The sequence below is a fragment of the Leeuwenhoekiella sp. A16 genome (assembly GCF_047946675.1).
Lineage (GTDB): Bacteria > Bacteroidota > Bacteroidia > Flavobacteriales > Flavobacteriaceae > Leeuwenhoekiella.
Genome location: NZ_CP172313.1, coordinates 1,380,279 through 1,401,090, shown reverse-complemented (window position 1 = coordinate 1,401,090; position 20,812 = coordinate 1,380,279). Strand labels below are relative to the sequence as shown.

Below are 20,812 nucleotides of genomic sequence, written 5' to 3'. Positions count from 1 at the left end.
AGATGAACGATATCGAACTCAAAACAAAAGTTGAAAATGCGCTGGAAGAAATACGTCCTTTTTTACAAAGCGACGGGGGAAATATCTCACTTCTTTCAATTGAAGACGGAACTACTGTTAAGGTTCAGCTTGAGGGCGCTTGCGTAGATTGCACGGTTAACCAGATGACATTGAGAAATGGTGTTGAACTAACTATTAAAAAACACGCTCCTCAAATAGAGCACGTAATAAACGTACAAGCTGAAGATTCTAAAAGCAGATTTTCCTGGTCACCTAAAGAATAAGAGTATTTATCATAAATATAAAAAAGCCTCCTTATTGGAGGCTTTTTTATTGTCTTGAATTTCAATAGATAATTTCGCTCAAAGCGAAAAACAACTTTGATATTCAGAAAAAATCGTCAGAAACAGCGCTAAAATCGGTTGAAAACAGGTAAAAAACGACTGATTATCAAAATTTTAACCAGATTTTACATTTAGCTAATACTGATTTTAGTAAATTAAAGTGTTGATTTTTAAGACTTCATCATGTTTAAAAATACTTTTGTTTTATTTATCTGTACATTGATAATTTCCGTTTGTAGCGGTCAGGAGAAGGTTTTGGTATTTACAAAAACTAACGGTTTTAGACATTCTTCAATAGAAGCCGGTGTAGATATGATCACCAATTTGGGTAACGACAACGGATTTTGGCAGACAGATCATACTGAAGACCCGGCAGCTTTCACTACAGAAAATTTAGCTCAATATGCAGCAGTGATCTGGTGCAATACAACAGGTGATGGTTTGCTTAATGCAGACCAACAAGCAGCTTTTGAGAATTTTATCAATGACGGTGGCGGTTATGTTGGCATTCATTCTGCTACAGATACTTATCGTGATGGTAGTTGGCCGTTTTATAACGAACTGGTAGGCGCAATAATACAAACAAGTCCCAGTCATACCAGCAATGATCATCTGGCAACAATGACGGTTCTTAATTCACATCCCGCGGTAGATTTTATGGGCGACAGCTATACAAAAGTTGAAGAGTATTATTACTGGAAAATAAATGGCGGTTACATCTATCCTGAAAATATTAATTTACTTGAAGTAGAACGTACGGGTGACAATGATTATGATGAGGCGCGCCCCATTTCCTGGTATAAGGAATACGAAGGCGGCAGGTCATTTTATACTGCTATGGGTCACAATGCTTCAGATTATACAGATGATGCTACTTTTATAAAACATGTTGAAGAAGGCATAAAGTATGTGCTAAAAATCACCTTAAATGTATCAGAAATCGGTCAAAATATGCCGATTTTCGCTTTGCCTAATCCATTTCAGAATAATCTGCAATTTCAAATTCCTGCAGATAATAAGAATACAGAAATCTCAGTTTCTAATATGCTGGGTCAGAATATCTTTAAAACCACGTTAGCAAGTTCAAACCTCAATCTTGACACTTCTTCATGGCCTAGGGGATTATACGTTGTCAGGTGGCAAACCGATATCACAAGCGGAAGCAGTAAAATACTGAAGCAGTAAACAGCTATGCGTTTCTCGTAAATTCATTACCTTTAAGATTGCAATAAATTAAATCGAGAAATGGGTAAGAATGTAAATAGACGAAATGCTTTAAAGAATATGGCTTTAGGAACATCTGCAGTGGGTTTTGGCCTTGCGGGGTTAAGTTTTAAGGAGCCGGAAGCAGATATTTCATTAACTAAAAATGAGCATTCTCCCGGTCTTAAAGGCAACATCAATCATTCTGCTTGTTACTGGTGTTACAATACTATTCCCTTAGATAAATTTGCGCCTGATGCTGCAAAATTGGGTTTGGTCGCGGTAGATCTATTACGACCAGAAGAATGGGAAGTAGTTGAGCAATATGGTTTAAAATGCTCTGTCGCTACAGATACATTTGCCAGTATTACAGATGGGTTTAATGACCCCGCAAACCACGCTAAATTGCAAGAACAGTATTCAAAACTTATTTCTCAAGCTTCCGCGAAAGATATCCCAAACGTTATTTGTTTTAGTGGCAACAGAAGGGAACTCAGCGAAGAAGAAGGTCTGACCAATTGTGTGACCGGTTTAAAACCACTGGTTGCCCAAGCCGAAAAAGAAGGTGTAGTTCTCATTATGGAGCTGCTAAACAGCAAAGTTAATCACCCAGATTATCAATGTGACCATACAGAATGGGGAGTAGAACTTTGTAAGCGCCTTAATTCAGATAATTTTAAACTGCTTTACGACATCTACCACATGCAAATCATGGATGGTGATATCATTGCTACCATAAGAGAATATCACCCCTATTTTGCGCATTATCATACGGGCGGTGTGCCTGGGCGCAATGAGATCAATCAGTCACAGGAGCTTAATTATCCTGCTATAATGCAGGCGATCGTAGATACTGGTTTTAAAGGTTATGTCGCCCAGGAATTTGTGCCTACTTATTCAGATAAGATCGCTGCTCTTAAAGAAGGCGTGGATATCTGTGATGTTTAAATCTGCCAGATAGATATTATCTTTTCAATTATCTACTAATTAGATCATTCTAACAATAGTAAAACCTATAAATACTTTAAATTTGCGAGCTTAAATAAGCCAAAGGCTATTCAACAAGTTATGCAAGATATCACCATTACCGTTATAGACAGAGAAGGAGTAGCCCACGCGCTCGAGGCTCCCACAGATATGAACCTTAACCTTATGGAAATTTGTAAGATGTACGAACTTCCGGTAGAAGGTACTTGTGGCGGTATGGCTATGTGCGCTTCTTGCCAATGCTACGTGCTGTCTGATCATAAGCTTAACGAAATGGGCTATGATGAGGAAGCCATGCTTTCTGAAGCTTTTAATGTAGAAGAGAACAGCCGTCTGGGTTGCCAGATTCCTATCACGCCAGATCTTAACGGACTTGAAGTGAAATTAGCTCCAGAGAGTTAATCTGTAACTTTCTCTTTTACTAAAGGCAGGAATCGCTCAACAAACTCTTTATAGGCTAAAGCCGAAGGATGCAAGCCATCACTGGCTACCAATTCAGGTTCTTGCACGCCGCGCTGCGTTATGTCTGTAATATTTAAAAAAGTTACTTCCTGTGCTTCAGTGGTCGCTTTCGCGAAAGCGTTGTAATTTTCAAGTTCGTTAGATATTTTTTGAGGATCAGAGGTGCTTTGACCATAAGGTGTGAAAGCATAATCTGGAATAGAAACCACGATCACATTATTTTTATCTCCGCCTGCCAGCCTGATTGCAGTCTGTAATAATTCAGGGAATTCTTTTTCATATTGACTAAATGGACGGTTTTGATACTGATTGTTTACACCAATCAATAGTGTCACCAGATCATAATTATCATCGGGATTATCTTCTTCAATAGCATGTATAAGTTCATCTGTGCGCCAGCCTGTGGTCGCAATTATTTTAGTTTGAAGAACAGAATCATTAGATGTATTAAAGGCTTTTTCTAATTGTAGGGGAAAACTACACTCATTACACACACTTTGGCCAATTGTATAACTATCGCCCAATGCCAGATAATTGAGGGTTCTCTCGTCCTGATTTATTGACCCGGAAAGAGATGCATTTTGTAGGTCAAAACTATCACCACTACTACATGCTGAAAAAGTAAGTAAAGTGATCATTATTGTTTTGATAGTATTGAGATGCTTGTTCACAAATTTCATAACTTATATACGCTTTTTGATTAGCTTTAGTTTTGCAAATAATATTTTCAAGAGGTTTATATAAAGAGATAATTCCTGTTTTCCACTTCTTATTAGACCTTGTGAAATATGGGTTTATCACCTTTATAATAGGGTTTGTTTAGGTTGATTTCTGATTTTCAGCACATTAAATTTGGTTATATATCTAAAGTATTTTAACTAATTTAAATAATCATGAAAACATTAAATTATGACTTATTAAGAAAACCCTTATTAATCGTTTGTATCGCAGCGGCTTTGTCGTCATGCGAAAAAGATCCTGTCACTCTTGCGTTGCACAGTCCTGTTTATCCCTCAGGTAGCGAGGCTGTAACTTATACACTTGAGCGAGTTTCTTCAGGGAATATAAATTCTGCTGAATTATATGAAACTGTAAGCACAATTAACAGTAGCGGAACCATAACTTCTACCGGTACTGAAAATTTATTGCAAAGCTGGACAAATCCCGGAGGCGACCTTAATTTTACTAAAAGTAGCGGTAATGGGAATAACAAACTTGTCACTTATAGATGGAGGGTTAACACTCCTGAGCAAACTAAATCGTTTGTGGTTTCATACGCCACAAGACCTTATCCTGTTGCAAACATGCCGGCACCTGTCTATGTTCAGGGTGATCCTGATGATGTTTTTGATGTGGTATTTATACCAGATACAGATATTAGCAATATCAACGATTTTTATGATCACTCCAGGCGCATGATAAGTGAATCATTCTTTGATGAACCTAAAAGCAGATTTTGGCGCAGGCAATATAATTTTTACATAAACCCTCAACGGGGGACTGCAACAGATTATGATCAGATTTCTACAGCGGGAACACATCAGGTACCTTCTAATAATGCGAATTTAAGTTTTGCCGAAGGAAGAGTTTTAATGCATCAAAATAACCTGCGCGATTATGCGTCAGGAGGATTATATTCCTCAGAAATGCAAAACCGGGGTACAATACTGCATGAATCGGGTCACGGACTTTTTGATCTGGCAGACGAATATGGAGGTGGATCTCATTTTCAAACAGATCCTTATCCTAATACCTGGCCCAGTCTTGCGGCTGCGCAGGCTGCAGCATCAGATTATGGCAGCTGCAAGACAGCGGCAGATGCTGCACAGATAGGTTCTGATAGTTGGTATCATTTATGTGTTTCTAATTGTCAAATGATCACGACAGGATTAACTCATACTTCCTATGATTGCCCCGGTCAGTACAGAATTAATTATGCAATGTTAGATAACGCTATAAACTGAATATTATGAAAACACTTTATAGATTAATCACAATTCTGATCTTGTTACTTTTAGGTATTGTAGCGACTGCTCAGGAAAAAACCGAAACAGATGATGAAGTAAGAGCTCGTGTAGAAAAAAATACTTCACCATACACACCTGACTATTTTTCAAAAAACCAAAATGGTATTTACGTACTTGAACTTACTGTAAAAGAGGGCCAAATAGTAAATGATAATGCAACTATTAAAGAAGTTGCAGGTAAAATGCCTTATTCAACAGGTGATTTCAATATACGACTACTAGGTGGGCAACAAGAGGTCATTGCTAACTTAAAAATGCAGGATCCTCTATTGTTAAGATCTTGTGACGAAGGTGAAACACATCTTTCTAATTTAAAAGAAGGAAGAATCTTTATTCCTCTCCCAAAATCTAATAAAATCACCAATCTCGAATTTTTTAGAGGCAAAGAGAGAATAGGAGGCATTGATGTAGCAAGTCTTATTAGGGAAATTTCAAATTAAATAGCTTCCTGCACAAGGTTAGAAATTCACTTTCTTGTGCAGGAACTTACTTGAAAGCTTAATTTTCAGGCAACGCATAAGCCACAATTTCATTTCCTTTTTCTGTTCCTAACTTTTCACCGCCACAAGCCAGGACAATATATTGCTTGCCATTAATCATATACGTTGAAGGTGTTGCGAAAGAAGCGGCGGGCAATTTAGTTTTCCACAGTAATTTGCCGGTATTTCGATCAAAAATCCTGAAAAATCCATCTTTTGTAGCAGCGATCATCAGTAAACCATTTTCGGTGATTATTGGTCCGCCATAATTTTCTGTTCCCGTTTCGGGAATTCCCTTGTCAACAAGTGATTTTACGCTTCCCAAGGGGATTTTCCATAGATAATCACCGGTATTTAAATCGAGCGCATTTAAAGTCCCCCACGGCGGAGTGATACCCGGTAGACCATTACTGTCTAAAAATTTATGGTAGCCTGTGTGGCTATACGGCGGAATATTAGCTGTATCTATCAGCGTACTCGCAACTTCTTTTTTCTCCTCACCAAATAGGAAAGACACCAACGCATCTTTTTCATCATCTTTCAAAAAGGTAAATCCGGGCATCATTCCTTTTCCATTAGAAATAGTGCTAAGTGCAGCTTCTTTGGTCAATCGTTGATGAATATTTTGTAAAGAAGGATAATTACTTGCAGGCAGGCCTTTGCGATCTTTTTGATGGCAGGAAGCACAGTTGATATTGTAAAGAGATTCTCCCGGAGATTCTCCCATGATATCTTCAGCTTTGGTTTCTTCAAGCTGAAGCGTCCATGCCATTTCGTTAGAATTTATATATAGAATTCCATTTTCAGGATCTGCTCCGGCACCGCCCCATTCGGCACCGCCATCATAACCGGGCAATAGCAAAACAGGATCAAGTCCCGGCGGAGCAAACATACGTTTATCGTGAGCGTTTAATATTTTCAGCAATTCTTCTTTGTTTTCAGCAAACGGACTAATATCATATTCGGTTAAATCTTTAGCCTGTCTGGCAAAAGGCAATGGCTTTACGGGCAGCGGCTGTGTAGGCCAGGCTTCTTCCCCGGGAAGGTTAGAAGCAGGAACTTCTACTTCTTCAATATCAAAAAGTGGTTCGCCGGTTTCTCTGTTAAAAACGAAAACATAGCCCTGTTTTGTGATCTGCGCTACAGCAGCGATCTTCTTGCCGTCTCGTTCTACCTCAATAAGATTAGGCGGTGCAGGCAGATCCCGATCCCAAATATCGTGGTGCACAAATTGGTAATGCCAAATTAATTTACCGGTATTAGCATCGAGCGCAAGAAGACTATTTGCGTACAGACCGCTGCCTTTTCTTTTAGCGCCGTAAAAATCGGGAGCGGCAGAACCTGTGGGAACAAAAATAATCTCACGATCTGTGTCAACAGCCATTCCCGCCCAATTATTGACTGCGCCTACGCCTTCATTTTTATACGCTTCGGTATTCTCCCAGGTTTCATAACCTGCTTCTCCCGGATGTGGAATCGTATGAAAAGTCCATTCCAGTTTCCCGGTGATCACATTAAAAGCACGAATATCACCCGGCGCAGCATCTGCACCTTCAGATAGGCGCACAGGCATGATAATGAGGTTTTTAAAAATCGTTCCCGGCGTGTTTGAAATGATGAATTTATCTTTGGCACTTTCGGGCAAACCAGTATGCAGATCTACCGCGCCGTTATCGCCAAAATCGGGTATAAGCTGGCCATTATCGGCGTTTAGGGCATATAAATTGGCTCCAATTGTTCCCAGAATTCGCTTGTCTTTTCCGTCTTCACTTTCCCAATAACTTACTCCGCGGCTTGTACTGTGCCATGCTCGTAATGGATCGCCATAACGCCAGATCTCTTTTCCTGTTTCCGCGTCAAGCGCGAAAATTTGAACTGCCGAAGTAACGCCGTAAACCTTGCCATTTACCATTAGCGGATTCATCTGCATTTGCCCGCTATCTGGTGCTTTATAGATCCACGCAATCTCAAGATTCTGCACATTGTCCGCAGTTATCTGATCTATTTTTGAAAAGTGATTTCTGTCGCTTCCGCCCAGATATTGTGACCAGTTTACAGTGTCAGGTTTTTTCGGTTCATCGTTACAGGAAATCAGTATTAAGACACTTAAAATCGGTAAAAAAGAGCGGATTTTCATTTAATCTGTTTTATAATCAATTAGTTTTTGAGGGCCTTCAAGAAGTACTCGCACAATTTTTAGCACGCCATCATCTGTAGTGGCGATTTGCCATTTTATAAGCGAGATTTTTCCATCTTCTATTTCAAGTCCTGTTATGCTTCTTGGGTGCACACAGCTACCATCATTAAAATAAGCGATATCACCAGGCTCGGGAAAACGTGGCCTGTGCGTGTGCCCGGTTATAGTAAAACGGTTTTTATTATTTATGATCCATTTTTTGGTGCGACGCTCTACTTTAATAAGTTCGGTGTAGTTTTTTGCCGGACTGGTAGGATCTGAAATTCCTGCAAGATTAAGCGGTCGCCAAAGCACGCGTACCATAAACCGATTAATGCGCCAGCCTACATAATTCATCCAGTCGGCTTGATGACCATGACAGAGAAAAAGTTCCTGCCCGGTTTCGGCATGTTTTAGAATTATGGCTTCGTTGATTTTAATGCCTGGAAACAGCGGTTGATCTTTGCCGGTTTTGTGATCAAAAAAAGTATAGAGTGTGTTTTTTACGTAGTTCTCATTGCGATAAACCATATCATGGTTTCCCCAGATGAGGTGCAGCCTGTTTTCTGAATAGAAAAGTTGCATGAGATCATAAATATTCTGGTGAGACTGGTGTATAGTTTTAAACGACAGGTTTTCCCAAAGTTCATCGCCATCACCAAGTTCGCAGTATATAAAATTTGCTTTGTAGTATTGTTTTAAGGCGTGGTAGTAGATGTTGCGGTTATTTGCAAAATCATCAGAACCGCTGTTGTCGCCACGATGGCAATCGCTAAAGAGGATAATCTTATCAGCATCAGTAAACGGGATTACCTTTGCATTTTTATAAGCTCTGTCAAAACGAGCAGTTGACGACATCTAGTATCTTTTGAGTTAAAGATACAAATATGGCCTTAAAATTTATACGGCGACATTTTCCCTGATTTCTAGCTCGATTCCGTTCCATAACTGAATGCGTTTTTGCAGAGCTTTAATAGAAACTTCTTCAATTTCCTGCCATTTTTTAGCATCGTCGCCACACAATTCTGAAACCATTTGTAACGCCATTGGGCCGTGCTCATCACCATCAAGTTCTATGTGGCGATCAAAATAATATTTAAAAAGAGTAAGATCTTTTTTAGGAAAATTCTGCTGAATATTGCCAATTATCTGCGTAAACATACCCGGAATCAAGTCTTCACGACCAAAGGTAAAAGCAGCGGCAATTTTATGCGGTTTACCTTCAGTAATCACTTCAAACGTAAAGCGTAAAAATTTCTTCACACTTTTTGGTAGTTCGCTCACGGCAATAACCAGAAAAATATCTGTCCCATGAATTATGTGTTCAAGAAATGAATTGATATGCTGTGTAGAAGCACCTGCTTTCTTCATCGCGTCCAGATACATTTCAAAATGACTCTGGCGTTTTCCGTCAAGATTGATGTCAGTTTCTTCGGCAAGTACGATCTCGTTGATGAGATAACGAACCTCCGGATTTCCCAAAGGATACCACGGAGTTCTGGTTTGTGTAAGACTGGTTTGCAATGATTTTAAAAGCGACATAAAATCCCATACCGCAAATACATGATGCTCCATAAAACGCTGCAAGTCTTTAGGCGTTTTTAAAGAGGAATATAAAGGGTGATCAAGCAGTTGTTCCTGATACGGTAAAATAGCTTTTTTTACGTCTTCAATCATAGGTCTTCAGCATTAAGGCGCAAAATTATAAAAGGATGACAACAAATTAAAAGATATCGCCCTTAATTATCTTCATACCAGTATTATTTAAATGCATTGAGGCCGGTAATGTCTAAACCGGTAATAAGCAGGTGAATATCATGCGTACCCTCATAGGTAATCACGCTTTCAAGATTCATCATGTGGCGCATGATGCTGTATTCTCCCGTGATTCCCATTGCGCCCAAAATCTGGCGTGCTTCGCGGGCGATTTTTATGGCCATATCAACGTTATTGCGTTTTGCCATAGAGATTTGTGGCGAGGTGGCTTTGCCTTCATTACGTAAAGTGCCCAAGCGCCAGGCGAGTAATTGAGCCTTGGTAATTTCAGTGATCATTTCGGCTAGTTTTTTTTGCTGAAGCTGAAAGGAACCAATGGGCTGGCCAAACTGCATTCTTTCTTTAGAATATCGCAAAGCGGTGTCGTAGCAATCCATCGCTGCGCCAATTGCGCCCCATGCGATACCAAAACGAGCGGAGTCCAGACAACCCAGCGGGGCGCCCAAACCTGATTTATTCGGTAATAGATTTTCTTTAGGCACTTTTACATTGTCAAAAATAAGTTCACCGGTTGCACTGGCGCGCAACGACCATTTATTATGAGTTTCAGGAGTTGAGAAACCTTCCATTCCGCGTTCTACTATCAGACCATGAATACGATCATTTTCATCTTTCGCCCAAACCACAGCGATATCTGCAAAAGGCGCATTAGATATCCACATTTTAGCGCCATTGAGCAAATAGTGATCACCTTGATCTTTAAAGTTTGTGGTCATCCCGGAAGGGTTAGAACCGTGATCAGGTTCTGTTAGACCAAAACATCCCATAAATTTACCACTGGCCAGTTTAGGCAGATATTTTTTTCGTTGTTCTTCATTACCGTATTTCCAGATAGGATACATGACGAGCGAAGATTGCACAGATGCAGTAGAACGTACGCCAGAATCACCACGTTCTATCTCCTGCATTATGAGTCCGTAGGAAATCTGATCCAGCCCAGCGCCGCCATATTCCTCCGGAATGTATGGGCCAAAAGCACCAATTTCTGCCAGACCGCTAATAATTTGTTTCGGGAATTCAGCTTTTTGAGCGGCTTCCTCAATTATTGGCGACACTTCCCGCTTTACCCATTCTCGCGCTGCACTGCGCACAAGTTTGTGTTCTTCTGTGAGCAGGTCATCAATATTGTAATAGTCGGGAGCTTCAAAAAGATCTGGCTTCATGTAAAATGATTTGTAGTAAATTTAAGGAGAATGATAGCTTAAAGTATTCTTATTATAGTCGTTTTTTAATATCCATTCTTTGATTTAGAATCCTAACGATTTCCACATTATCATTTTCAACTTTTCTATAGAAAATGAGATGTGATTTGATTTTGGTGACACGATAGTTTTTTCGGGTTTGTTCAGCAGATTTGCCTATTAGATAATTTTCCGCTATAAATTCAATCTCACCAATTATTAAGTCGTAATATCTATCAGCTTGATCTTTAGACCACTTATGAAATGTATAAATCCATATTTCGTTTAAGTCGTCAATCGCTTGTTTACTTATGCGATACGTTTTATCACTCAAAGTGTTTGCTGTGCAATTCAGCTAAATTTTGTTTAGGATCAAAATCATCTGCAAATCCGCTCTGTTCCCCCACTTTAAGAGCTTTAATCAGCTCTCTTTCTTTTTTTTCTTCATGTTCTAGCATTCGTAGTGCAGCACGTATCACCTCGCTTACAGAAGTATATCTGCCAGATTTCACCTCGTCATTGATGAATTCCTCAAAATGACTTCCCAGTGATATTGATGTGTTCTTTCCCATTTTGACTATGTGTTTAATCAAATATACCAAAACTTGGTAATGCAATATATAGCTTACGATTAATTAAATTAGAATATGTTCGGCAGACCTACAAGGTTGCTAAACCTTGCAGGTCTTTCAGGAAAAGGGTGACGTTTACATCTTCACATAAAAATCCTTAACTAAAGCGATATAATCTCCTGTGTAGTTATGGCGGGAGTTTTCGATAATGAGCTCACTTGTTTCTGGCGTTGTATTTTGAAATGAAAAAGCCATTAATGAGCGCTTTTCCTCACTTGCCGGAGTACCTTTTACGCGTGTGATTTTTAGTGGAAATAAACCGGCTTTTTCGGCTAAAAAGGTGAATTCTTCTTCACGCTTTCGCGGAAGCACAACACAGAAAACACCTTCATCAGCTAGTAATTTATGCACCGCACCAATTATCAGCTCAAAAGGCATAGAATCGTCAAATCTGGCCTGATTTCTGGCTTCTGATTCTGTTTTTTGATCCTCATTAAAAAATGGCGGATTGCAAGTTATCAGATCGTAAGATTCCTCAATTTCTGTGGCAAATTCATACAGATGTGCATGGTAGCAAAACAAGCGATCACCCCAATCTGAATTTTCAAAATTAGAAACTGCCTGCTCATAAGCGTCTTCATCAAGCTCAAGCGCGTCTATGGTTTCGGCATCGCTGCGCTGTGCAAGCATGAGTGCAATAATTCCGGTGCCGGTACCAATATCCAGAATAGAATCAGGATACTTATCAAGCATTGCCCATGCGCCCAGCAGAACGCCGTCTGTACCTATTTTCATGGCGCAGCGATCCTGCTCGACGGTAAATTGCTTAAAGCGAAAAGGTTTAGACATTTAACTATTGTGCGATAGCCGCTTCAATTTTTGGTAATATTTGCTCTTTTGTGAAAAATCCAGTTCCTAAAACTTCAACTTTATTACCAGTTTTCAATAAAAGAGAAGGGAAGGTTTTTGCGATTTTTGAAGAAGCAAATTCTGCTCTTGTTTCAGCAAGGTTTTCATCGCTTAGCCAAGTTTTTTCAAAATCTGCAGTTGGCAAATGCATCATTTTAAGCACCTCGAGATAAGTCTCTTTTTTGTCCAGACGCTTGCCCTCAGCAAACAATGCTCTTTCTACACCTTTAGCAAAAGTGATGGTCTTAGCAGGATATAAATTGTCTATCGCCACGATCGCCGCACAAGGTTCAAGGCTGCTAAACGAGTATGAAGTATCTGCCGCAAGATCATAGTAAGCAGGTGAAACGTAAGCGCCGGTTTTACCAAGCATCCCGGGAAAATGCCCGTTTACAAACTCAAAGTAAGAAGCGCCACCCTGTGGAGCATCATCACCCAGCCACATGCCGCCAACCTGCAACTTAATATCCATCTTGCCTTCAAGCGCATTTTCGATCTCCTCAATATTGCCACTGTTACTGTAGCACCAGCTGCATTGCGGGTCCATCACATAAATAAGTTGAGGTTCTTCGGTTTGTGCATTTCCTAAAAAGCTCAGGGCGAAAAGGAATAGCGTCAATGCAAATTTTATATTTTTCATCATTTTATTTTTCTATCATGGTCATTTGTGCCCGGTACAGATCATCTGTTGACTGTAATAACTTCTTTTTCAAGATCGGACTAAAATCGGGATGTGAATTTAGAAAGTTTTGTAGAATATCATACGCTTCTTTGCCTGAATAATTGCCTATCGTACTATTTAACCAAGCCTTAGGAAAGAAAATATCTCCCGTACGCTGAATTTCTTCTACAAGATCAAGCGAAAGCTGTAAATGTTTGATCGCGGTTTTTTGCCTTAGCGGATGATTGATAAGATTAGCGGCAGATAAAACCCACGATTCTTTCTCTCTGTTTTTCTCATCTTTAAAAGAATCAAAAAATTCATCTCTTACATTTTCATCATTAGACAAAGCCGGAAGTAAAAATTGAAACCGTTTCTTTTTATCAGGATTTGAGATAGAATCTTCAGTTTGCTTTAAGATCTGGTCGGTTTTGGGATGTTGATAAACTGCAAGGTTCATTGCCATTGCTGTAAAATCGTCCTCATTGAGCCTTAAATCAGCTATTTTAGTGTCTTTTTTCCAGATTTCATAGAGTCTTTCTTTTCCTTCTTCAGAGTAAGCAATTGAGCTGAATAAGTTAAAAATCGTCTTTTTTACATTCGGTTTCAGGCTGCTTTGCAATTGATTGTACAACAAATCTTCAAGCCCTTTTTGTTGTTCGCTGCGCTCATTTTCGCTTAGGAATTGCCAGAACATACTTCGGGTTTCCCCGGAAATCAGGTTGATTAAAAATTCGTTCTTTTCACTTTGTAAACCTTCTTCAAGCATCTTAAAATCGGCTAGCGGAGCAATTCCAGCATTCAAAGTTTTCTCATAACTATTGATATAGCTGTATGCCCTAGCCACATCATCTTCAATTTCTGGAATTTGCATCAGCGTATTTTCTTCAAGCGGAAAAACGCCGTAGCCCATACCATCGTAGTTGTAAATGATGCTTTTTGGTTTTGGTAAACCTTTAGCGGCATCAAGTTTTGTTTTTTCGCTGTTGCTATTTACAGTCAGAACTTGGGTAGAATCTGCATAAATTACACCGATTTTAAAGGTCTGCGGCCAGATTTTGTCGGAACCATCTTCGGCTTGTTGTACAATTTCAAAAGAGGAAATGGTGTTATTTTCATATTCAATTTGATCAGAAAAAACGGGTCTTCCGCTTTGGTTCACCCAAACATCGCTCCATTTTTTCATATCAATGGGCGTTTTTGCATCTAGAATTTCTACCAGGTCATTCCACACCGCATTGTCATGCGCATAGGTTTTTATGTATTCTTGTGTGCCTTCGCGAAATTTATCTTTGCCTACCGCAAGTTCGAGCTGCCGCATCATAATGGGCGCTTTGTTGTAAATAATATTGCCATAAAGCGAACCCGCATCTTTTAAATTTTCCAGATCCTGACGTATGGGATTTGTACCGCGTGTACGGTCTTCTCTGTAAGCGCTGGGATAGTGATTGAGTACAAAAAGCAAGTCATGGTTAATATTAGGAAACGCCGGATTTGCAATTTTGTCTGCCATAAAATTGGCAAAAACCTCTTTCATCCACACATCATTAAACCACTGCATGGTTACCAGATCGCCAAACCACATGTGCGAAGTCTCATGCGCGATAAGTTTGCCGCGGCCCAGTTTTTGACTCTCGGTGGCGGTGTGATCCAGAAAAAGTGAAGATTCACGGTATTGAATCGCACCCACATGTTCCATCCCGCCATACTGAAAAATAGGAATCGCAGCAAAATCCAGTTTCTGAAAAGGGAAAGGATGACCTGTATATTCTTCCAGAAAATCAATCGACTGCTGGTGTAGGTCAAAAATAGTATCTACGCTGTATTTTATCTTTTCAGGATCTGTCTCCCGATACAACATGTGCATGGGGATATCTTCATTTTTACTGGTGGCTTCCTGAAAATCCCCGGCGACAAAAGAGAACAAATAGGTGCTCATTTTGTCGCTTTTTTTGAATTGATGTTCTGTGAAATTACCGTTTTCAACCACTTTTTCTTCCGGCGCACCGGCGATAACTTTCCATTGTTTAGGCGCAGTGATATTCAGAATATAATTTGCTTTTATGTTAGGCTGATCAAAACAAGGGAAAAGAGTGCTGGCACGATCGGGAACCAGTAACGTATAGAGAAAATCAGGATTTCGGTTAAGCGATAATTCGCCAGCAAGAAAGTCGATTTTTATATCATTTTGACCGATTTTTAAGTACTCCGGAGCGATAATCAAATGTTCTTCCCGGTGATCAATTGTAACTTTTTCACCGTTTACTTTTAGATTAAGCAGATGATCTGAATTTTCATTGAAATCAAGATAAAGCGGCTGATCGAGATCGCTGATAGTTAAACTTAAATCAAGATGCGCGGGAATAGAATCTACCTGCTTTAGCGGAATTTTAAAATCAAGTCGATAAATGACACTATCTACCTGATTTTTGCGGTAAATAGCGAGGTTTTCTGAAATTCCTTTTTCTAAAAGATTGGGTTGTTCCTTATGCTCTGTGCAGGAAATTATAAAAACTGAAACTAAAAGAGATAGCGTAAAAAAGTTTTTCATGCGGAATGGGTTAGGGGAGAAGTAAGAAGTCAAAACATAAATTATTTTATTCGAATTTCCGTAAAATATCTGAGTCTGCGTCACCCTGAACTTGATTCAGGGTCTCACAAGATACTCGCTAATCAGCAGATTAAGAGGCGATGCTGAAACAGCACTTCGACAAGCTCAGTGTGACAGTTCAGCATGAAGAACGAGATTAGATTCAATTTGAATTTTCACTTTTATAAATAACGCCATCTTTCATCACAAAATCAACGTTGAACAAATCTTTGATTTCGGTTTCGGGATTTCCTTTTACCGCGATAATGTCTGCCAGAAAACCTGCTTTTAGTTGGCCCAGATCATTAAGCCTAAAAACTTCGGCATTACCGCTGGTCACGCTTTTTAAGACATCGAGATTTGGCATTCCGTATTGAGACATGAGAACAAGTTCGCGTGCATTTTCGCCATGAGCGAAAACACCCACATCACCACCGGCAACCACTTTCACCCCGCTTTTGAGCACTTTTTTAAAGAATTCGCGTGATTTTAAAATGGGCTCAGGTTCGGGTTGTGTTTTGTCATTCCAGCCTTTGTAGGTTGTTATGGCATAAGTCGCAGCCAGCGTGGGGCAAAGGGCAACATTGTGTTCTTTCATTAATTGCAGCACTTCGTCTGTAGCATCTGTGCCGTGCTCTATCGTGCGCACGCCGGCCAGCGTCGCACGGCGCATACCTTCTGCGGTAGAAGAATGAGCAGCCACATCGCGACCACTGCTTTTTGCGGTCTCTACGATCATTGTAAGTTCGTCAACAGAAAAGGTTGGCATGGCAGTTTTGTTAGGTCCCCAGCGGTAATCTGCATATACTTTTACCACATCTGCGCCGTGGCCTATCTGCTCCCGGGTAACGCGTATCACATCATCACCGTCTGCGGGTTGTGCGCCTAAAATAACATCCATATCGGGATTGTAGCCTTTAGGACCGTAACTTCCCGAAGCCACGATCGCACGCCCGGCAATCAACATACGCGGACCCGGATTTATACCCAGCTCAATACTTTGTTTTATAGCGGCATCTGCATAAGCAGCACCCTCTGTGCCCAGATCACGAATGGTGGTAAAACCGGCCATAAGATTCTTTTCGGCCATTTTTGCGCCTCGTATCGCGCGCAGGCTGCGGGATTCTTTAAGCACCTGATCATTCCAGTCGGTTTGATCGTAAGGATAGAGCAAAACATGCGAATGTCCTTCTATCATTCCCGGCATAAGCGTGCTGTCGCCAAAGTTGATAATAGAATCTGCTTTGCTTTGCAGGTTTTTTGTGGGGCCGACTTCAGTTATCATATTGTCTTTTACGAGCACCGCATAATTGTTATGCATTGCTGTACCATCAAAAAGGCGATCTGCCGAAAGCATGATATTTTGACCAAAGATTGTACAGGAGAAAAGGAGAAGGAGGAAGGTGTAAATTAATCTCATCGGTTTCGTATTAGAACCTATTTTTTTCATCATAAAAATGGTCAAAATGGTATTTAAGAAATTCTGGATTGATTTTGTGCTTGGAATTTACCGTAAGTTCTCCAGCTATACCAACTAATTCAAAATTTTCTAAAATAGAAAAACCACCAAAGTCGAACATAACATGGTGATTTGGACACAAGCAAAGTAAGTTACTTAAGGAGTCGGGTCCATTGTGGGGAACGCCTAAAGGTTTTATATGGGCAGCTTCTGAGTATGGACCTGAGCTAGTTTCTAATGTGATGTTGCAAATTTGACAAGAATTTTGATAAAGATTTTTTATCTCCTTACTCAGTTTGGTATCTCTTACAATCCTTTGAATATTTGTTTCAATCCTTTTTGTTGATTTATATTCTTCAGGATCTTCTTGTAGAATTTGACTTTGTAGTTTTATTTCTGGCGATATTTTTCTTAACCGAAATCTCCAAATATTAAAACCATTCGTTCCTATTTCTTTCCAATATTCTTCAACTTGAAAAAGACCATCATACCTGTAGCCTTCATCTGGGGCAAATATTGATGAAGTATGTCTTCCTCTAATTACTCTAACCGGTAATCCGGATAGACAATTAAGAGCTAAGGCTTTATTTCCCCTGACCAACACTTGGTCAGCAACTTGTTTCCCACTGCTAATATCTCTGCCACCATGACCTGTGTAAATTATTACGTCGCCATAATCCTCATCATCTACATAGCCTCCTGATACAACTATAGAGTCAGCACCTTCGTTTTGACTACCACTAATACCGGCTTGTAATGGTCTGTGAACTTTGCTAAAAGAAAGGTCTAATCTGGTCGTAAAGACTGACCCCTCTGGAAATCCATCAATTTCACCAAAAACACGTTCTGCCATTTACTTAGAAGCTAATTGCTTGTAATAAGTCAGAAAATTACATTATATAGTTTCAGGGAACAAGAAGAGAAAGGTAAACAAAGAAACTAATTATGCAAACCAAACGGCAAACACAACACCAGCTATAATAACAACACCTAAAATAATCATTTCTTTAATAAGCTTGCTTTCTCTTTTTACTTTGAAAGTGAGTTTTACTTTTTCCAGCTCTTTTTCAGAAGCTTTTGGAATATCGTATTCGGTTTTAAAACTTTTTGCAGATGAGTTTTTACCATCATCAAATCTTGAGCGATTTTTTTCCTAACGTTCTTTTCGTCTCGCTAAGGTTGCTTTAAAATGTCCTAAACTACCGTCCATATTTTAAGCGTATTTGCTCAAAATATAGGTGTGTGAGGCTTAGGGTTTGTTACATAAAATTTGTGTAAAATCAAAGAACCCCAATCGAGCGCAGGCAAGATTCACTCAATATGAAGATTCTCGATTGCGCTCGAATTGACCCTTGCGGTATTGTTTAAGTTCGCATTCTATTTCTCTAAAGAAAATCTACTCCTTCAGTAAATCCTGAACTGCATTTACCAGATAAATATAACTGGAACCTACGCTGATCACATATTCATTTTCGCCCCATAAAAACGGCCAATCTTCCTTGTTTTCCGGGAAATCTGGTGCTAAAATCAGGACGCCTGGAACAATGCCGCCTGCGATATAAGAGAAATCTGCGCGGTTATTACCATAACCAACTTTCTTAGATTTTGTACCCACGGCAGAAACAAAAGAAATATCAGAATCTGGGTGTGTACCGTAGATATAATTTAAACCTTTAAAAACATATTCCTTATCAATAAGCTGAGGGAAAGCTTTATGCAGCACGTAATTTGTCATTGCAAAACCAATCACCTGCCCATTACCAGCCCAGCCACCTCGACCTATAGGTACACCAAATGGATTTTCTTTATAATGAGCATCAAGCTCTTTCTGGTAGATTTTTGTGCGGGCTTCTAATTTCTGCTTAAAATCTGTAGGCATGTATGGCATAGCTTCTACGGCCTGCCCGGCATGAGCAGCAAAATTCTTATCTATAACAGGCCACATTTCGCTTAAGCGGGTAGCATATTTTTTATCTTTTGTAGTTCGTAATAATTCTACCGCTGCTTTTAGTTCTTCATCTTCCAGAGAACCGCCGGTAGTATTACCATGGTGAAAAAGATCTGGCTCTTTTGCATGTTCATCTGCCCAGACTTTAACCGCTGTATCCAGGCACTCTTTTGCCAGCTCATCATTGTAGCCTTTTAAAACCCGGCTGGCGGCAGCAAGTGCAGCGATAGAACCATAATTGAGCGGCGTTGATTTACTGGTAAACGCCCAGCGATCATCAAATTTGCCGCTGCGGAAACCATCGGCTTCCAGTTCGCCCATATCTTTATTGTAAATCAGGTTATCTGTCATTGTGAGTCCGTCGCCTAAATGTGTGTATTGCGAAATATCAGGAACGATAATCCCGGGAATCGCATGACCCACGGCGCGATGTTGTGCAATTAATGCCAGTGTGCCGTGCTCGATCTGCTGTAACAAGTCTGGCTTGCCATCAGGACTGTGAATGTCTACATATTTAGAAGGATAATCTACTGTGGTCTCATCGCGCTGCGGGTTAAAATCTTCATAGGCGTGCACAAGATTTGTGACGACGTAATACTGTGTTTGTGTCCTAATATCAAAATCACCTGCATCGTACCAGCCGCCTACATTGAGACCGGGAATATTTTCGCCCGGTTGGTAAGGAGTATCAGTTGTAGGGCCTTGTGCGTACAGATCAAAATGCTCATGATCTACAGGCGCCTGCAAAGCATCATCCATGTGAGAAGTGCCGTGCCATACACGATACGCTTCATTTACAAACATGTGGTCCATCTGTACCGGGAAGTAGACATCATTTGTAGGATACCAGGCTTTCTCATATACATCTTTCGCTATGCGAAAAGGAGCGGTGGTGACATCGCCGTAGCTCAGCTCATAAATCCCTTCTTCTTTTACACTTGAAAAGTCAAATTCTAAGTAATTATAACGTGTGTATTGTCCCCATTTTTTAGGCTGTAGAGCCAGTTTTTCGACTTTTTCACCCGATTTTGACAGCATATAAAGCGTGGCTTTTTCCTGCGAAACGTCATTCTTATCAAGTTCTATAACCGCTACTTTTTGCTGCGCGGGGTGATAACCCACTTGCGAGTGTGCGATTACCGGTTTTCGTATCCAGTTTGGGATGGCGTTAGGTTTCAGTTCCCATTCTAATACTTTTCCGGTTTTACCTTCTGGCAGTAAACTGCGGAGAACAAACCACCCGTTTTGCGCCACATCGCGACCGTCATGTAAAAGTATTTCTGCATCTGCTGAAGTTACGGTTATCATATTTTTAGGATCACCGGGAGCAGCTACCAGTTTATGCCCTATGGCGAAAGGTTTTGGAGCTAAAAATCCGGTTTCATCTTTTACCATATCGCTGCTAGGATAAAGCGGAAATGTTCCTGCTGTATCATCCATATAGTAAGATTTGTCCCAATACGATGACGGAATGAACTCCAGGTTGAAGCCTGCCTTACCAGCTAAAGCTGCAGGGAGCGGTTTATCAAAATGCACACTTAAAACAACAGCATCGCCTTTCGCCTCAGCGCGAATCATATATTCAAAATTATAATCGGGATATTTCTCGTAAGTGTCTATGCGGTTATTAGCTTTATCTACTTTTCTGTCTACAAAAGTGGGAATTGGGTCCCATTGCGCCGGGGTGGCATTAAGGCGCACATCACCATTAGTAACGGTGCGCACACCATGATGAATTACCTCGATACCGCTAATTTTAGAATCGCTAAAAAGACCGTTGTACCAATTGCTAAAAGCCATGACATTAACGCCCGGAGCTTCAAAATACTCACCCGCGTTAAGTGTAAGATCTGTCTGCTGTGCGTGCAAAAGCTGCCCAAAAATGGCAAAAATCAAGTAAAATAAGGCCGATTTTAGTTTTCGCACAAGAAAAGAAGGGAAGACAAGTGGAGTAAAGGTTCTAATCATAACGGTACATGGGTTTAGTTGGCAGCATAAAAAAACAGGTGAAATACCGGCATCTCACGATGCAATATCA

General features: G+C 40.2%; 19 protein-coding genes. 6 read left to right on the top strand and 13 right to left on the bottom strand.

Annotation, left to right across the window (positions count from 1 at the left end):
* Window positions 1-2 precede the first annotated feature (2 nt).
* The 4 genes from ACH3O9_RS05945 to ACH3O9_RS05930 all read left to right on the top strand — a co-directional run bounded on the left by ACH3O9_RS05945 (window position 3) and on the right by ACH3O9_RS05930 (window position 2,936).
* Window positions 3-284, top strand: a complete 282-nt coding sequence (locus ACH3O9_RS05945) for a NifU family protein (protein ID WP_416445255.1) — start codon at window positions 3-5, stop codon at window positions 282-284.
* A gap of 243 nt (window positions 285-527) precedes the next feature.
* Window positions 528-1,529 carry a ThuA domain-containing protein gene (locus ACH3O9_RS05940; protein WP_416445253.1) on the top strand — a complete coding sequence of 334 codons (1,002 nt, stop codon included), beginning with the start codon at window positions 528-530 and terminating at the stop codon, window positions 1,527-1,529.
* 60 nt (window positions 1,530-1,589) lie between these two features.
* Window positions 1,590-2,495 carry a hydroxypyruvate isomerase family protein gene (locus tag ACH3O9_RS05935; RefSeq protein ID WP_416445251.1) on the top strand — a complete coding sequence of 302 codons (906 nt, stop codon included), beginning with the start codon at window positions 1,590-1,592 and terminating at the stop codon, window positions 2,493-2,495.
* A gap of 120 nt (window positions 2,496-2,615) precedes the next feature.
* Window positions 2,616-2,936, top strand: coding sequence for a 2Fe-2S iron-sulfur cluster-binding protein (locus ACH3O9_RS05930; RefSeq protein ID WP_416445249.1), 321 nt, complete (start codon window positions 2,616-2,618; stop codon window positions 2,934-2,936).
* On the opposite strand, the gene ACH3O9_RS05925 is transcribed toward ACH3O9_RS05930, so the two are convergent.
* The gene (locus tag ACH3O9_RS05925; RefSeq protein ID WP_416445247.1) at window positions 2,933-3,676 is read right to left on the bottom strand and encodes an SGNH/GDSL hydrolase family protein; all 744 of its coding nucleotides are present in this window, start codon (window positions 3,674-3,676) and stop codon (window positions 2,933-2,935) included. The genes ACH3O9_RS05930 and ACH3O9_RS05925 overlap by 4 nt on opposite strands.
* Window positions 3,677-3,889: 213 nt before the next feature.
* On the opposite strand from ACH3O9_RS05925, the gene ACH3O9_RS05920 reads away from it, so the two are divergent.
* Window positions 3,890-4,960, top strand: coding sequence for a hypothetical protein (locus ACH3O9_RS05920; RefSeq protein WP_416445245.1), 1,071 nt, complete (start codon window positions 3,890-3,892; stop codon window positions 4,958-4,960).
* A gap of 5 nt (window positions 4,961-4,965) precedes the next feature.
* Complete coding sequence (locus ACH3O9_RS05915) at window positions 4,966-5,463, top strand: hypothetical protein (RefSeq protein WP_416445243.1); 498 nt, start codon at window positions 4,966-4,968, stop codon at window positions 5,461-5,463.
* Window positions 5,464-5,521: 58 nt separating this feature from the next.
* On the opposite strand, the gene ACH3O9_RS05910 is transcribed toward ACH3O9_RS05915, so the two are convergent.
* The 12 genes from ACH3O9_RS05910 to ACH3O9_RS05855 all read right to left on the bottom strand — a co-directional run bounded on the left by ACH3O9_RS05910 (window position 5,522) and on the right by ACH3O9_RS05855 (window position 20,742).
* Window positions 5,522-7,639, bottom strand: coding sequence for a PQQ-binding-like beta-propeller repeat protein (locus ACH3O9_RS05910; protein ID WP_416445242.1), 2,118 nt, complete (start codon window positions 7,637-7,639; stop codon window positions 5,522-5,524).
* On the bottom strand, window positions 7,640-8,536 hold the full coding sequence (locus ACH3O9_RS05905) for a metallophosphoesterase (protein WP_416445240.1): 897 nt from the start codon (window positions 8,534-8,536) through the stop codon (window positions 7,640-7,642).
* 42 nt (window positions 8,537-8,578) lie between these two features.
* Entirely contained in the window at window positions 8,579-9,355 is a 777-nt protein-coding gene (locus tag ACH3O9_RS05900) for a DUF3050 domain-containing protein (protein WP_416445239.1), read from the bottom strand.
* An 83-nt stretch (window positions 9,356-9,438) separates the two neighbouring features.
* Window positions 9,439-10,617, bottom strand: coding sequence for an acyl-CoA dehydrogenase family protein (locus ACH3O9_RS05895; RefSeq protein ID WP_416445237.1), 1,179 nt, complete (start codon window positions 10,615-10,617; stop codon window positions 9,439-9,441).
* Between the two features lie 52 nt (window positions 10,618-10,669).
* A complete protein-coding gene (locus ACH3O9_RS05890) occupies window positions 10,670-10,969 on the bottom strand; it encodes a type II toxin-antitoxin system RelE/ParE family toxin (RefSeq protein WP_416445236.1) in 300 nt (99 codons plus the stop codon).
* Window positions 10,962-11,207 carry a type II toxin-antitoxin system ParD family antitoxin gene (locus ACH3O9_RS05885; protein ID WP_416445235.1) on the bottom strand — a complete coding sequence of 82 codons (246 nt, stop codon included), beginning with the start codon at window positions 11,205-11,207 and terminating at the stop codon, window positions 10,962-10,964. Before ACH3O9_RS05885 ends, ACH3O9_RS05890 begins: the two co-directional genes overlap by 8 nt.
* A 135-nt stretch (window positions 11,208-11,342) precedes the next feature.
* A complete protein-coding gene (locus tag ACH3O9_RS05880; protein ID WP_416445233.1) occupies window positions 11,343-12,056 on the bottom strand; it encodes a tRNA1(Val) (adenine(37)-N6)-methyltransferase in 714 nt (237 codons plus the stop codon).
* 4 nt (window positions 12,057-12,060) lie between these two features.
* The gene (locus ACH3O9_RS05875; protein ID WP_416445231.1) at window positions 12,061-12,759 is read right to left on the bottom strand and encodes a DsbA family protein; all 699 of its coding nucleotides are present in this window, start codon (window positions 12,757-12,759) and stop codon (window positions 12,061-12,063) included.
* 1 nt (window position 12,760) lies between these two features.
* A complete protein-coding gene (locus ACH3O9_RS05870) occupies window positions 12,761-15,328 on the bottom strand; it encodes a M1 family aminopeptidase (RefSeq protein ID WP_416445229.1) in 2,568 nt (855 codons plus the stop codon).
* A 202-nt stretch (window positions 15,329-15,530) separates the two neighbouring features.
* Window positions 15,531-16,787, bottom strand: coding sequence for an amidohydrolase family protein (locus tag ACH3O9_RS05865; protein WP_416445227.1), 1,257 nt, complete (start codon window positions 16,785-16,787; stop codon window positions 15,531-15,533).
* A 10-nt stretch (window positions 16,788-16,797) separates the two neighbouring features.
* The gene (locus ACH3O9_RS05860; protein WP_416445225.1) at window positions 16,798-17,679 is read right to left on the bottom strand and encodes a YDG/SRA domain-containing protein; all 882 of its coding nucleotides are present in this window, start codon (window positions 17,677-17,679) and stop codon (window positions 16,798-16,800) included.
* Window positions 17,680-18,222: 543 nt separating this feature from the next.
* Entirely contained in the window at window positions 18,223-20,742 is a 2,520-nt protein-coding gene (locus ACH3O9_RS05855) for a glycoside hydrolase family 9 protein (protein ID WP_416445223.1), read from the bottom strand.
* Between the last annotated feature and the right edge of the window lie 70 nt (window positions 20,743-20,812).